Origin of the sequence: Clostridium sp. AM43-3BH (assembly GCF_003479985.1) — a bacterium.
Lineage (GTDB): Bacteria > Bacillota > Clostridia > Lachnospirales > Lachnospiraceae > Otoolea > Otoolea fessa.
This window is the reverse complement of sequence record NZ_QUIH01000008.1, coordinates 43,910-58,633: the sequence shown is the minus strand read 5'-3', so window position 1 is coordinate 58,633 and position 14,724 is coordinate 43,910. Positions and strand designations below refer to the sequence as shown.

17 protein-coding genes are annotated in these 14,724 nt (G+C 45.0%); all 17 read right to left on the bottom strand.

Annotation, left to right across the window (positions count from 1 at the left end):
- Positions 1 to 2 precede the first annotated feature (2 nt).
- The 17 genes from mobP3 to DW931_RS12830 all read right to left on the bottom strand — a co-directional run bounded on the left by mobP3 (position 3) and on the right by DW931_RS12830 (position 14,709).
- Positions 3 to 2,879 (bottom strand): MobP3 family relaxase, encoded by a 2,877-nt coding sequence (gene mobP3 / locus DW931_RS12915; RefSeq protein WP_002593792.1) that lies wholly within the window; start codon positions 2,877 to 2,879, stop codon positions 3 to 5.
- Positions 2,880 to 2,989: 110 nt separating this feature from the next.
- Positions 2,990 to 3,589, bottom strand: a complete 600-nt coding sequence (locus tag DW931_RS12910) for an alpha/beta hydrolase (protein ID WP_002593793.1) — start codon at positions 3,587 to 3,589, stop codon at positions 2,990 to 2,992.
- Between the two features lie 24 nt (positions 3,590 to 3,613).
- Positions 3,614 to 3,934 carry a TfoX/Sxy family protein gene (locus DW931_RS12905; RefSeq protein ID WP_002593794.1) on the bottom strand — a complete coding sequence of 107 codons (321 nt, stop codon included), beginning with the start codon at positions 3,932 to 3,934 and terminating at the stop codon, positions 3,614 to 3,616.
- 43 nt (positions 3,935 to 3,977) lie between these two features.
- Complete coding sequence (locus tag DW931_RS12900; RefSeq protein ID WP_002593795.1) at positions 3,978 to 4,394, bottom strand: YjdF family protein; 417 nt, start codon at positions 4,392 to 4,394, stop codon at positions 3,978 to 3,980.
- 195 nt (positions 4,395 to 4,589) lie between these two features.
- The gene (locus DW931_RS12895; protein WP_002593796.1) at positions 4,590 to 5,009 is read right to left on the bottom strand and encodes a nuclear transport factor 2 family protein; all 420 of its coding nucleotides are present in this window, start codon (positions 5,007 to 5,009) and stop codon (positions 4,590 to 4,592) included.
- A 156-nt stretch (positions 5,010 to 5,165) separates the two neighbouring features.
- Positions 5,166 to 5,579 carry a hypothetical protein gene (locus DW931_RS12890; RefSeq protein WP_002593797.1) on the bottom strand — a complete coding sequence of 138 codons (414 nt, stop codon included), beginning with the start codon at positions 5,577 to 5,579 and terminating at the stop codon, positions 5,166 to 5,168.
- A gap of 405 nt (positions 5,580 to 5,984) precedes the next feature.
- Positions 5,985 to 6,248 (bottom strand): DUF6103 family protein, encoded by a 264-nt coding sequence (locus DW931_RS12880; RefSeq protein ID WP_002593798.1) that lies wholly within the window; start codon positions 6,246 to 6,248, stop codon positions 5,985 to 5,987.
- 69 nt (positions 6,249 to 6,317) lie between these two features.
- Complete coding sequence (locus tag DW931_RS12875; protein ID WP_002593799.1) at positions 6,318 to 6,596, bottom strand: hypothetical protein; 279 nt, start codon at positions 6,594 to 6,596, stop codon at positions 6,318 to 6,320.
- Between the two features lie 113 nt (positions 6,597 to 6,709).
- A complete protein-coding gene (locus tag DW931_RS12870; protein ID WP_002593800.1) occupies positions 6,710 to 7,735 on the bottom strand; it encodes a C40 family peptidase in 1,026 nt (341 codons plus the stop codon).
- A gap of 53 nt (positions 7,736 to 7,788) precedes the next feature.
- Positions 7,789 to 8,310 (bottom strand): gamma-glutamylcyclotransferase family protein, encoded by a 522-nt coding sequence (locus DW931_RS12865; RefSeq protein ID WP_002593801.1) that lies wholly within the window; start codon positions 8,308 to 8,310, stop codon positions 7,789 to 7,791.
- Positions 8,311 to 8,324: 14 nt separating this feature from the next.
- Positions 8,325 to 9,368, bottom strand: coding sequence for an amidoligase family protein (locus tag DW931_RS12860; RefSeq protein WP_002593802.1), 1,044 nt, complete (start codon positions 9,366 to 9,368; stop codon positions 8,325 to 8,327).
- Positions 9,369 to 9,383: 15 nt separating this feature from the next.
- Positions 9,384 to 11,147 (bottom strand): DUF87 domain-containing protein, encoded by a 1,764-nt coding sequence (locus DW931_RS12855; protein ID WP_242828547.1) that lies wholly within the window; start codon positions 11,145 to 11,147, stop codon positions 9,384 to 9,386.
- Positions 11,148 to 11,230: 83 nt separating this feature from the next.
- Complete coding sequence (locus DW931_RS12850) at positions 11,231 to 11,830, bottom strand: hypothetical protein (protein WP_002593804.1); 600 nt, start codon at positions 11,828 to 11,830, stop codon at positions 11,231 to 11,233.
- Positions 11,827 to 12,087 (bottom strand): hypothetical protein, encoded by a 261-nt coding sequence (locus DW931_RS12845; protein WP_038292378.1) that lies wholly within the window; start codon positions 12,085 to 12,087, stop codon positions 11,827 to 11,829. Before DW931_RS12845 ends, DW931_RS12850 begins: the two co-directional genes overlap by 4 nt.
- 68 nt (positions 12,088 to 12,155) lie before the next feature.
- Positions 12,156 to 12,506 (bottom strand): hypothetical protein, encoded by a 351-nt coding sequence (locus DW931_RS12840; protein ID WP_008400380.1) that lies wholly within the window; start codon positions 12,504 to 12,506, stop codon positions 12,156 to 12,158.
- Between the two features lie 110 nt (positions 12,507 to 12,616).
- Positions 12,617 to 14,338, bottom strand: a complete 1,722-nt coding sequence (locus DW931_RS12835) for a DNA cytosine methyltransferase (RefSeq protein WP_182429142.1) — start codon at positions 14,336 to 14,338, stop codon at positions 12,617 to 12,619.
- Positions 14,335 to 14,709, bottom strand: a complete 375-nt coding sequence (locus DW931_RS12830) for a DUF4406 domain-containing protein (protein ID WP_008400384.1) — start codon at positions 14,707 to 14,709, stop codon at positions 14,335 to 14,337. Before DW931_RS12830 ends, DW931_RS12835 begins: the two co-directional genes overlap by 4 nt.
- Positions 14,710 to 14,724 lie beyond the last annotated feature (15 nt).

The following is a 14,724-nucleotide window of genomic DNA, read 5'->3' as shown; positions in this document are numbered from 1 at the left end:
CGTCAATAAATACCTTGTGCCGGCTCCTGATCCTCCCTATGATGTCCTTGAGCCTGCTTTTTCTCTAACAGTTTCCTGCGTCGTTTCCGGTCAATCTGATACCGCTTCATTTCCATTGGTCTCTGTACTTCTTCGCAAAACAGCTTTTCCAGATGATGAAGCAGTCTGGTTGCTGCCAGAAACAAGGATGGATCCTGATATGCATCCAGATGTTCCAGTAAAAAACTGGCATACAGATTTCCTTGTTCTGCCGATGCTGTCAGATATTCCACTGCCTTTTCCCGATCACGGGAAACATCTCTGCCACAGAGATATAACTTTCCCAATACATACTGGGCATACTGGTTTCCTTTTTCCGCACATAGTCCTAGGTAATGTACTGCTGTTTCCACATTTTTCGTTACATGTTCTCCTGAAAGATATAACTTCCCTAACTGATAAAAGGCCCATTCATTTTTCTGCTCCGCTGCCTGTTGAAGCCATTTCATTGCCACTTCCACTTGAGGAGAATACTCTTCCCCCTTGAGATATAGCATTCCAAGCCGATACTGCGCATACGGATTTCCTTTTTCCGCTGACAGGCTGAGCCACTTCACAGCCGCTTCCACATCCTTCGGTATTTCCTCCCCCAAAAGCAACAAACATCCCATCCGATATGCAGCATATTCATTTCCAAGTTCCGCTGCAGAGCGGAACCATTTCATGGCCTGATCCATATCTTTATTAAAATACACACCATCCTGGTATAATTTCCCCAACACATACTGGGCAGCTGAGTGCTCTGCATTTGCTGCTTTTGTAAGCCATTCCACTGCCTGGCCGCTGTCTCCACTTCCCGTTTCCAGCCAGAGTGTTCCAAGTGCATACTGAGCATTGATATTCCCCAGCTTTGCAGACTTTTCCCAATACCTGGCCGCCCCCTCATCATCTTTGCTGGTTCCCGTTCCAGTATGAAGCATCTGACCAATCCGGTACTGGAGTTTATCATCATGACTTTTTTCTTCCAGAACCACAAAACCGGAATACGCATTCTGAAATCTCCACTCTGCCTGCTGTAAATCCGGCTCTGTACCCAAACCATCCCTATACATCTTCGCCAGTTCCAGGCTGGCATAAGGATTTCCCTGCTCTGCTGAACTCATATATAGAGAAAACGCCCGTATATCATTTTGCTCCACCCCCCGGCCCCGCCGGTAAAGCCCAGCCAGCGAATACTGGGCATACTTATGATCCATTGCAGCCGCCTGAGAAAACCAGTGTGCCGCCTTTTCATAATTTTGTTCTGCTCCCAAACCAGAAGCATACATTTTCCCAATACGATATTGCAGATAGGGTTTCTCCTTTTTCTTTACGGATTCTTCTCTTACAAGAAATGCTTCCAATGCTTTCTCATACCATTTCTGTGCCAGCCCAACATCCGCATCCCGTCCCAAGCCATCCGCAAACATCCGGCCAAGGTCGTGCATGGCAAACCCATTCCCCTGCTCTGCTTCCTGAAGGAACTTCTGATATGCCTTTTCAAAATCCTGTAATGTAGAATCGCTGCCATACAAATAATTCCTAGCCTGTATATATCCATCTGTCCACCAGTTGGAACTGGATTTTTCTTTTCTGCCATTAGGAAAAAGCTCTTGCTTGAGTTCCTCCTCCGCATAGTCCGAATCTAGTTCCCCTGTCAGCTCTGCTACCGGATTTGGTTCTTGTATAAAAAAATCGTCCTTTGGTTCTGAGTATCCATCTTCATTCTCTTCAAACAAAAAATGATGACTGCCAAGCCTCAATGCTTCTGCAATCACCATATTTTTGATACTTTTTAATTTAGGCTGTTTTGATAAAGGCGGTAATTCTTCCGTCTGTTTTCGGTAGGTCTTCACAATCTCATCCTGCCATAGCCCCCATTCCCGGTACAGGGCAGACACCCGGTCATCTTTCTCCAACTCGTCTACGATGTGATCGACCAGATCCTTCACATCTCTCTTCAGGTAGCCATAAACCTTTTTCCCACCTGTATTCTGCAGCCGTTTAGAAAGCTGCATCATACTGGTTTCAATTTCCGAACTCTTAAGCGTCCCCGCCCGTATTTCATCTATCCATGTCTTCATTACAACTTCCGACCGTTCCTTTAAATCCATACGAGACTGCGCCTGTTCCTCATAAATATTTGCAAAATCCTGACGGAAAATATCATGCGCCAGCTCAGAACGCATGGCCTCAATCGACTGCTTTGTCAGATACCCTTCTCCATCTTTTACTGAGTACACCAATAGATGAACATGGGGATGATGGCTTTCATTATGAAATGCAGCGTACCATTTCAGATTGGCGCTGTCAATTTTCATATGCTTACACAGCATTGCCCGTTTGGAACGCAGCAATGCCATCCACTGAACAGCACTGTCATACCCTAACCGGGCTGCATCCTCGCGCCGAAGGGAAATCACATGGGTCCACACAATTCCCTTGTGATCTGCCACTTGATTCTGCACCTGTCCAAGAACCACCGGTTCTCCCTCATCTGTAAACAGACCATGCTCACCAATCTTTTCTACACGGGGACGATGCGCCAGATAATCCACATAATTTTTTCGCGTCGCTGCTATATCAAGATTTTGTTCCAATGCACAGAAAATAAATTCCGAGGCATTTTCGATTGTTGGTTTTCTTTGATAATCTTCATACTCCAGCATTTCTTTTGTCGCCGGAAAATCCTGCAGGAGCTGATGCACTAACTTCTTTTGACTCACCGTTGCTGGGAGGTGCTTTTTACTTGTATCAATTTTCTCTACCCCTTTCCGCGTTCCAATGTAATGGACATAATTTTCTTTCTGAGATGGTTTTGCATCTTTTAAATATCGGGAAGTAAAAATAAGTTTTGTCATGTTACTCCTTTTTAGAAAGCAAAAAGGAACCTATGGCTTATCACACACCATGGCTCCTTTTACTTTTTATCACATCTTCTTCCGTTACATAGTTTCAATATTTGAACATATCATGTACATTGCTTGATCCAGTCAGAAAGAAAGTCCATCTGCTCTTTCGTATGAAACCAGTGCTCCCCGTTTTCCATAACTGTAAGTGTTGCTCCGATTCTATCTGCAAACTCAGCTATTGTTTCATACGATGTCAGGTTATCCTTTTCTCCATACAGAATGTGCGTTGGAACAGTCCAGGTAACAGGATGCTCCCTCACATAACAAAGATAAGCCCAGGAAAGTGTTTCCCCAAAGGATGTCGGGATTTCTTTCTGTTTCTGCAAGTCATCTTCGGTCACATTCGCCCACTGCATCATATTCCGAATCAATCTTTCCATGTCTACAACCGGAGAAATAAAGTATGCCTTCTCTATTTTGCTGTCTGCCAAAGCACTCATAGCAAAGAAAGCACCAATGCTGTTCGCAATCACTGTTACCGTTTCATATGTTCCGCATAGGTTATCAAACAATCTGGGGAACTCTTTTTTCGCTTCCCAAGGTGACTGTGAGGAATAGTCAAAACCAATTACATCATATTCTTCAAAGAGCGCTTTATAATACTCTGCCTCTTTCGGATTTCCACCTTTACCATGTATATACAAAATTGCCTTGTCCATTTATTTGTTTTCCCTTCGCAATACCTATTTTTTCTTTTTGGGTTTGGGCAGCGGCAGTTCATCATACATCGCGTGGAACAGTCCTGTCAAAAATTCTTTCTGATCAACCTCCTCTACCAGCAGCATCTCTTTTGCTCCCTCATAAGGTACTTCATATACCGGATCTGTCATATAGGCAATTGCTGACTTTGTGGGTTTTACAAGCAGTCTGTCATCATAAATGCCTCCTACAATCTTGCCACGATAATAAATAATAAACTCTCCCATCATCGTCCGATATGTAATTTCATCCAACTCGGACAGCTGCTCTAAAACAAATTGTAAATAATTTTTACTTGATGCCATCGTTTACCTCAAACCAAATTTTGTGTAAGAATACATTACATTCTTAATGCCCTCGATGTTTCTCTTTTTTCTTTTTTTGTTTTAAATCAAACATTTTTTTCTCTTCTGCCAATTTGTCTTCCCGGCTTTTAGACTTACGCTGCTGTTTCCTTTGTTCCTGCTGCAGCTTTAGTGCTTGCTGAGATTTTGTTCCAACGCCCCTATCCAACATTTGTTTATGAATTTCACGCTGGAGCTTCTTTGGGTTTTTTGTTAGTTCCTTTGCAGTAACCTCCACAGATGGACTAAATTGCAAACGATCATATTCCTTTAGCACAAACTCCCAAATCTCATAGTCCTTTGGTTCAGTTCCAAATGTTACTTTGGAAACGGAAAGTTTCCCATTTTCAACTCTCTCAAAAATACCTACCCAAAATGGTTCCTCAAAAAACACTGTCAGCTTGCCTGTCCTTATACTCATGGCAATCCCTCCTTAATGATTGAAATGAGCAAAGAATGGACAACCCGGAGGGGCAGGTTACTTACCCTAATATGCAGGACGGCCGGGCTACCTACCGGCTCTGGTATGCATCACTGCATACGTTGCGTTTTTATCTTTACTTTTATAATCAAGCCTCCTCGGCCAGATTAACACATATAATTTTTCTGTTTCTGATTAAAACCAACTAGTCTTTTCATCTCTAAATTTAGGCGTATCACTATCCTCATAAGGATTATAATTGTTTAAGTTACATCCAAACTCCTTTAATGATTTTATTTTATTATCTGCTGTCCATACAATCAAGGACATTCCGTCAAATTCCTCTATATTCCCATTATTCATTTCATTTTTAAAATACCACTCTACAACCGTCTGGTTATCTTTATGAAAGAACTGCTTGATCTTCCACTCCATCACCTTGCCACGTGTATTCCATTCATTAAACCAATGTTTTACAACTTGACGGTTATTATATTTTGGACTCCAGCTTTCAGTATAAATCACGTCTTCCGCAAAAATGTCATCCATACCAAGATCCTGTTGTGTAAGCCACATTTTGAACCATAGTTGAATGATTTGTTCTCTCTCATTCAAAATTCTACACCTCGATTCATTTCTTAGTATATTATAATCGATGAGTTATTGCATCGTAAAGGACAAATCTATTTTTTATCTCTTCTGAAAATTCATCACACAACTAGAGGGAAGTACAAATAAATTCTCTTTCCATCGTTTCCTTTCCAACAATATCTACACATCCCGCTTTTGATAATGATACGCATCTTCAAACTTCACAGTTCCATTGATCCGTCTCACTTCATCAACACATTTTACGTGCAGCCTGTTTAAAGATTCTTCATCCACATCATGGGTGTAGGCAATTACCTGTGAGAGCTTGGACAATTCCACTGCTATCTTAAAGTCCATCCTGGCCAGACGGTTCTCACTATCCTGAACGGTTCCCGTAAGCACAGAAGCCAGTGACTGCAAAAAATAATTTTCTGCTTTTCCTGCAAGAAGATACCCCATATAGAATTTAAGTGCTTCTGCTACAAATTCGTTTCTGGAACGCACATTGGCAGTCTCCAACAACCCGTCTGCCTGTTCTAATATAGCTTTTTCAATATAAATCCCAACACGGACTTTCGCATTTTCGCTCCCCATCGTTCCCTCCTTACCAGGTATTCACAAAATCTCTCTCATTTCCTCCAAAATCCTGCCACTTTCAAAAATCCAGCACCATTCTTTCGACCGCCTTTTCCAAAAGTATTCAAACCAGATTTCCCGAACGGCTTTGCCGGTCGGTGTTTTCCAGGGGTAGGCTGCCAAAAGCAGCATACCCCCTTTAACCTGCACACGTTTCGACCCTGCCAACCACTCAGGAATCCCATATCCCCCGTGTTCTTGCTGTTTCCATAACCTTCTCTCACATTTGCCCAACACCGCTTAAAATCCTCGTATGGGTACCACGATGCCACCTAGCTGTCCAAAGCCCGACACAGGGGCACACAGGGGGCTACACGGGGATGTCATGGATGACTGGGGATTCCGTTTTCTTTATTCTGGTTATCATACGATTTCTGATTCTTCCAGCTGGGACTCCTCCCGTCTTACAGTCCGATCAGCTCTACGGGTACGTTCTCTGGTGGATATTTCTCTTGCCACCTTGTCATCAATATATTCACGGGTAGCCTGCGGGACATATTTTTCATACAGTTTCTGTACTGTATCATTTAATTCCCCCTGAAGATCGGTGTCCCTTTTTTCCATGTGGAACTTTAACGCATCCAATTTTTCTGTGTTAAAACTGACATTGATCGTAGTATTTCTCATTTCAAATCTCCTTTTTCTTTCAGAAAGCAAATCAGGCGGCTGCTCACACAGCCGCCCGATCTCGTTTCATCAGGTTCTTAAATAATGGATTAGTTCAATGGCATCTGCAAGACCCGCCTTATAATACCTCAAACGCTCCTGTTCCGGTATATCCATTTTAGCCATAAGCTGGTCATCCAACCATTGCCGGTCATCCTCTGAAAGGCTATTGAGAATTCGATCCATGCGGAGGACATGTTCCTTGGTCTCTGTGCAATAAGCGGGAACCTTGTCCTCTTCACTTTTTCTCTTCAGCTCCAGAACTCGTTCTTCGATTACCTGATTTAACTGATCCATAATCTCATCCATCGGTTACTTCCCTCCTTTCAGCCACACACAATACCGAACTTTTTTCTAAAAGTCGATATCACATATCCATAAACTGTCCAGGCAAATCTGCACAAATTTCATTTTTAGCTGCCTCATTCCGGAATAGTTGCCAGCCTTCCAAAAGCATACAGATGGCTGTTCCAGTAAGGAGAAGTAAGGTCCGCATAGCCAATAGGCGAACCACAATGCAGCATCCTAGAGCCTCCAACATAAATCCCCACATGGCTGACCGCCCCTGCAGATGCATAAGTTCCCGTAAAAAACACCAGATCTCCGGGTCTAGCTTCCTCTCTTGACACAATCGCACACTGGTCATAAATCCCCTGAGCTGTTGTTCGGGAAAGGTGATACACCCCGGATCTCGTGTAGACCCAACAGATATATCCACTGCAGTCGAAACTGGTGTCTGGAGAACTACCGCCCCATACATAGGGATAACCAATATAACGGGTTGCCTCTGCCATCAGCGCGGAAAAACTCCCATCTCCCATAGCCTGTCCGGGAGGAAGACCATTTCCACCTGGTACACTCACACCGTATTTTGCCAGCATATAGATGCGCTGTACATTCGTTTTATCTTCCAGAGAAACCTCCTGGTTTAATTCTGCAGCAAGATTTCCGTAGACCATATTCAGGCTTTGGATTGGAATTGCAACTGTATAGGTTTCTCCCTCTTCATCCTCCCTCTCCTCATACTCTACAAAACAATCTGCGAATGCCCGATAGTCCCCCTCATCCATCCGAGGGTACTCCTTACCAAAAAACAGGGCATAAAAAATCGCTTTTACCTGGTAGGGATCTACTTCTTCGGCTTCTGCCATACCATTAATTTCATTTAACACCCCATCCAGTTTTTCAAAACTGTCCTGCATATTTTCGATGTACATCCGATACTCTGCTGGCACCTTTGAGGACAAATACCCTCCATGAAAGGACAGCTGGACAGCAGAAATGTTATGGTCTACAGTCCCAGAAAGCGTGCACATAATCATGGTGGCAATTAAAATAACAGGGGTTACTAATGCTGCAATAACAGAAAAAACCACAGTCCGCCCATTCCGGTCAGATAGGGTAAGCGCTACCAGTTTTGCTGTCACAGCGGCAGCTGAGACGGCCATAAAATCACTCCTTCCACACTTTTTATCGAGATATTCATCTGACGCATCAGGATTTATTTCATTCCATCATAGCCCCCCATATGAAACAGGCTCTGCTGATAGAAGTCTCCCTCTCTTTCCTGTTTCTGTACAAGCTGATAAGCATGTTCGATTGCGTCCTCCAGAAACTGGGTTTCAAACCCTGCCGTTTCGTACCCTTGCCAGATTACATTGGAATAATAGTCAGAGGGAATTCCAAATGAATGCCCTGGTGTCATCACATAAACCATGGCCGGAACAATTTTTCCATCCAGTTCAATCTCCAGCATCTGCTTATCATAGAAATTCGGATACCCTTCATAAAGATCCAGCGATGCCTCGTCTTTCTTCTGAATCTCCCAGACCAGTATCGGCACAGTACTCCCTGCTTTAGGTTCTACGGTTGCCACAGCCCCCCTGCGGCCTCCCCGAAATAACAGTTCGTAATCCTTTAATTCACTCTTTCCTACTACCTTCGCAGTCGGACAACGAAATGCCATCTGCTCCAGATTCAGATTGCTCCCATAGGCAATATAAAGTCTTTGTTTTCCTTTCAATTTGCTTCCTCCTGTCACATTCGCATACAAAAAGCCGGGGATTCCTGTGCTTCCCCAGCTGATTCTAATTCCTCAATTGGATGAATGGTTTCCTGTCTCTGGATCCGTTCTGCCAATTCCTTCTCCCGCTTCTGTCGCATTCTTTCCTTTTGTGCTTCCGCCTGAGCCGGATCCTTCCAGGCAATACAGCCCGGCAGATTTGCCAGCAGATGTTGACGAGCTGTGGCGAATTCTTCCCCATTTAATCCTAGCCGTAAAAGCCAAGTGCGGAATGTATACTTCTCATTGCTGGTCTGAGTTTTTCTTCTGCTGGCGCAGGACTGATTCAGCGCTTGGGCGCCAATCGCCAGACAAAACTGGATATAGGCCTTAATCTTGCCTGCATGAAGCGTCCCATTGAACAGACGAAATTCCACTGTTCCTTTCTGAAAAACAGAATGAAGGTTCAGACAATGATAGCGGCTATCATCATAATGCTGGTCTCTGCGGCTCTCCCCGTTATACCAGATCCGTTCCACTGCCTCCATACTCTTTGGTTTTCTTCTGTTTAATTCTTCCAAAAATCGTGTGTCTACTGGCTGACACCACCGATGCTGTCGATCCACGGACACCCCCAGAGCTTTATAGATCAGATCTTCCTTGGCTGCCATGATATTAGTGATATTACGAAGGGTTCTGGCATCAAACGGTTCCGCATTGATATGCACATGGATACCGCAGCTTCCATTCGTCAGTGCCCCATGCTCTTTCAGCTTCCGGATGATCTCCTGAATCGTCACAATATCCTCATAGCGACAGATGGGACTTACCATCTCCGTCTGATATTCTCTCCCTGCATTGATCTTTCTCCCATTCGATTTTTTCTGCGCTGTTATACTCCCATCACTCATAAACTTCCACTGCCGCCCCTCCGTGTCAATGGCTGCATAGGTATCGTAATAGGTTCCCAGATATTTGACTCTAGTTCCAAAATACTCTGCCGTTACCTCAGCCGCTTTCGCACGGGTAATGCCGGTCATCTCAATCTCAATGCCAAATTTCTGCTCCTTTAACTCCATTCATAGTCTCCCCTTTTAGCGTCCTCCTGCCTTTCCGAACAGTCTGGCTTTGTGTTCCGGGGCATTTACCATTAAGTTATATCGCTCATTTCCACATTTATACAGGCAGACTCCCCGTTGTGGATACCGGATCAGGTTATACTCACTATCCTCCAGCTGCAGGGTATCCGTATAAAACTTGGCATCAATGCTCCCCGCATTGAACAGAAACTGATGCGTCGGGATGGAAAACAGCGGCTTGGTATACTCCCTCACGCCATCCAGATTAAAATCCTCTAGGTTCTGGCTGGCTATGATAACTGCAGAATCTTTTTTTCGCACACGCTTCATAAAATTTCTAACATACTCTACTGCAGTCAGGTTGGAAAGGAACAGATAAAACTCATCCAGACTGGCTGCCGTATTGCCTTGTGTCAAAAGAACATCGCTCATAAACGAAAGCACATTAAAAAGCAATGCATTTTTAAGGCTCCTGCTGGCCTGTAACAGTCCTTTTACCCCAAAGGTAATGAAGCCATCATCGGTGATATTGGTATGTCCATTAAAGAACTTGCTCTCAGCTCCCACACACATAGAATTCAGCCCAAGAAGAATACTCTGAATCATTTCTGCTGTATAAAGCTGTCTTCTGTTTTCGTCAAATCCCTGATATTCTTCCTCAATGAACGCATAAAGATCGGAGAGAACTGGGTAATCCTCCGCAGCCAGGCATTCAAAATCACTTTCGTCTGTAATCCCCCATCTGGTATATAACTTCTGCAGCATGATCTCAATCACATCGATTTCCCTGTCGGAAAAATCCTTGTAGCTTCGGAAAAAGTCCTTTAAGAAACTGATATGCTGGGATAATCTGGACCGGATGCGAAAGGTCTGAGGTGCATCCAGATCCTCCGGGCTTCCCGCTTCGTCCCAGGTTTTCGGTTCCAGAGGGTTGATAATGAACTCCCCACTCATTAAGTCGATAAAACACCCTCCCAGATTATTGGTCAGATCTTCATACTCCATTTCCGGATCCAGAGCGCAGATATGCATTCCGGACTCCCTTAAATTCGTCAGCAGCAATTTAAGCAGATAGCTTTTTCCCTGTCCGCTGTTTCCCAGAATCAGGATATTGGCATTCGTCTTATCATCTGCTCTCCGGTTAAAATCCACCAGTACATTACTCCCAAATTTATCTCTCCCAATATAGAACCCATGAGGATCCGTCTTTCCTGAATAGTTAAAGGGATACAGATTCGCCACACTGCTGGCCGGAAGCACTCTCTCAAACTGATCCTTAAACAGGTTATAACCGCTTGGCATTACACACCGGAACCCCTGTTGTTGACGGAGGATCAGTCGGTCTACATTCAATTTTGACCGGATCAGTTCCGTTAGTACTTCTGTTTGAAGAAGCTTCAAATGCTCCAGATCATGGGCACACAACTCCAGATATACTGCCGTATGGAGGAGGGGTTCTCGGTTACGGTGCATCTGGGCTACGATGGTAGTTACATCCTGTAAATTACTTTCAGCCAAAACAGTCTGCTGTAAATCACTGGTATTGCTCCGATCCATCCGGTTTTTGTTGGCTGCATTACTGATGATCTTCCGCTCCTCAACGGGTGTCACATGACGGGTATAGATCCGCAAGGTTACACCATCTTTCTCCCCTAAATGTGAAAGAATTGCCTGCTCTTCCGTAGCAGTCGGGTACTCCCGCAGTGCCCAGACACAACGATAGGTGTTACCGCAAATAAAATGATCTGTTTCAAATTTAATGACAGACGGGGCAATCATATCCAGAAATTCCTGGATACGCACATTATCTTCCCTGTCATCAACTGCTGTTCTTCCTTTTTTCAAGTCATCTCCTCCTCACTCTAAATCTCTGGTATGATCCACCGCTCCCCGTCAAAGTCTTCAAACTTCTCTGTGGTCACGTTCTGCTCATAGTAAACAGCCAGGATACGTTTGATATCCTCTTTATCTGCCCGTTTAACAGAAAAACTCTGTTCCTTCAGGGATTTTTCAATCCTGGAAAGGTACGGAAAAATATCCGATTCCTTTTCATCTTTTAACCGCAGCATAATCAGAAATTCACGGGCTGTCGCCATCTGCACCTGAATCCGGTCCAGATGGGTCTGATCCTGTTCCAAAAGACGGCGTATGACTGGATTCTCTTCCTGCTCCATCTGACTTTTCAGAAACCGCTTGTTGTCTTCAAAGCTTTCCCTGCTGTTTAGACACAGCATCTCAATCTCTGCCACTCCTTTTAGTACAGTCATAAGAGCATAGATTCTTGCCCCGACACTAGATTCGGACAAAACAGAAATATTCGTTGGTTTTACAATAAAATACACCAGCTCCCCCTGTCCGTAGGTCACCAGACTGTAGTCTGTAATCTCCTTTGCACCAATGAACTGCCGTGTGGAGAGGCGCTTCTCTGCCTCTTTTTTCGCTTTTCGTTTCTCCCTGCTCATTCATACCTCCACTCAAAAAATTGCTGACGCATAAAAAAATACGCACAGGCATACCGGATAAAATCCAGAATGCTGGTATCTTCAAAGCGGATCGTCAGAAATCCATATACCCCTGTCAGAACACAAGGGAACATAAATCCCGCCTGCGTAGCTGCTAAAATGGAGACCAATCCGCAAATACCAAGAATCCCAATGTCCCGAAGCTGCCATAACCAAAGTGTTGCTTTTGATTTCAAATGGTCCGGATAAATATACAACCGATCACCTCCAAATAATAACCGCCGGCATGATGAAGCTCTGCCGGCGGTATGTTCGATCCTTCCTCTTATTCAGTTTCCTCAAGTTCTGCCTTTCCCTCTGTCTCCTGCATCTCTCCAGATACTACATGTTCTTCCTGCGAAAGTACATCTTCAATCAGTCCGATCACAAATTCTTTCTGGCTCTGTCCTGTCTTTTTGAGGTATTTTTTTAACCTCTGAAAAAACTCCTCTGATACCTGAAATGCCAGTGTCCTGGTTCCGTTTGCCATCTCTCTTTCTCCCTTCTCAAAGTGGTCTTTTAGAATCCGTTCCATATACTCGTTCAGCTTGATTCCCCATTCTTCCTGTTCTTCCCGAACTTTCTTATGCAGGGATTCTGGAATCATGGCGCATAAATTTTTCTTACGCTCTTCCATTTGACTCTCCTTTCCTCGTTTTTACAAACCAAGTATATCCATAAAGAGATGAGATAGCTATGACGATACCCAACAAAGATTGCCTGAAAACGGAAGCAGAACTACCAATCTTATGGTTCTTTCTCCTCCTTCATCTTGCGCAAAAAATAAGCGATACCACGGAGAACAAAATCCACACACGGTATCGCTACGCTATTTCCAAGAGCTTTATAACGGGCACTGTCCGAGGCACCAGGGATATCTGTCCAGTGATCCGGAAAACCCTGCAACCGTTCACACTCCAAAGGCGTCAGTCTCCGGATCAGTTTCCGGTTCTCAACAATACATTTATCTTCGCTGACATATTGATTATTAATCCCCTTATGATCTGTATATCCAATGGTTCCTACCGTATTCTGATACGGCTCACACACCAGATCCGTAGCATCCTTATGCTGTCTGGCACTCTGAGTCGCTGTTACCCGATTTTGCAGAAATTCATCACTTCTCTGGCGGCTGAACACTGCATGACGGTCTGCGCTCGTAAGAGTATAGGATATATCCGGCTGGCATCCCAGACCATTTCCTCCATTTTGTACTTCCCGATCAATGATATTTCCGGCAATACAATAACTCTCCGGCATATCTGAAACCAGTGGGACATTGTTTCCTCCTGTTCCATACCGGGCTGACATGGTAGGGGCCACCTCATGCGGACCTGTATATCTGGCATCAATCCCGTGATTCTCAAACAGAATCTGGTAATTGTTCCCGCCGGTTTCTGCCTCCTCTGTAAGGGCTAGATCCGGAGTTTCCTCTGCCCCAGCACTCCCCTGCTGGATGCCCATCACCAAAGGCGGATGACCACTCATCCCTGCCCGCAGGGTTGCTGTTACATCGACCGAAACATCCATACGCTCTCCTCCTTGGTCATTGAGGCACAGACACTCTTCTTTTTCTGCACTTTCAAACTTCCTCATCCCCCCTGCCACAAAGGTCTGCATCCGCAAATTGGTCGTTGCCATCAAAGCTCCGGATATTCCATTAAGGTTGATTGTTTCTTCCCTCTGATCAATATGAACCGCAAAAATATCCACCTGTTTTTCCTCTGCTACTCTACTCCCGCCTGAATCCGCAGAGCTGTTTCCAGCTGCGGCGGTAACTCCTTTCCCCTGATCTTGGCCCTCCGCAGGATCCCCAGGCAGGCGTTCCTGCTCAAATAATATCTTTGGTGCGGTGAGTCCTCCAAAATCTGCGACAAGGAAGATTCTACGGCGGCGCTGGGCGACTCCCCAGTATTGAGCATCCAAGACTCTCCAAGCCAGGCTGAATTGATCTCCCAAAATGGCAGCCCCAGCAGATTCCCAGCGCCCGGTGTCAGGTCGAGGCACATGACAGGTACTGTCCTTGATATGGACAATCTCCTCGATGACCGCCCGGAAATCTTCTCCATTTGCGGAACTGAATGCTCCAGGGACATTTTCCCAAACGAGGTATCGAGGTCGAATAAAGTCATCTGATACCCCTCGTCTTTCATCCTCTGCTCTCATCTCCTTTACTATGCGTACCTGGTCCATAAACAGACCGGAGCGCTCCCCTGCCAATCCTTTCCGTAATCCGGCTACTGACAAATCCTGACAGGGGCTGCCTCCGCAGATTACATCCACAGGCGGCAATTTTGCTCCATCCAGTTTTGTAATGTCCCCTACATGGATCATATCTGGAAACCGGAGTTTGGTTACCCTCATGGGAAACGGTTCTATCTCACTGGCCCATACCGGTACACCTCCACAGTGAACTGCCGCCAAAGGGAATCCTCCAATCCCGTCAAACAGACTCCCCAGTGTCATCATCCGCCCATCTCCATTCCCTTTTGTATCGGTACTTCACATAGTTCCCATCCAATCTCCTGTTCGCTGACCCGTCTAAGCGGAATCTGAAGCTGCCTTGCTGCACGGATTTCCTGCTCCATTCCTGAAGACAGTTCACTTCCACACACCCAGACTTCCTCACACACCTTCAAAATCCGAAGCCCCATATCTGTTCCCAGCTTCCTCTCTTCTGGGACTCCATCATCCAGCATCTGCGGATATAACAGATGGGAGGCAATTGGCGTAACCCCCTGGTTCATGGCATAACGACAGGCTGCCTTTGCAAATGCTACATTCCGCTCAACATCTCCAGAATACGGAGATGCAATATACACCAGTTTGTTGTGTTCCATCCTTCACCGTCCTCT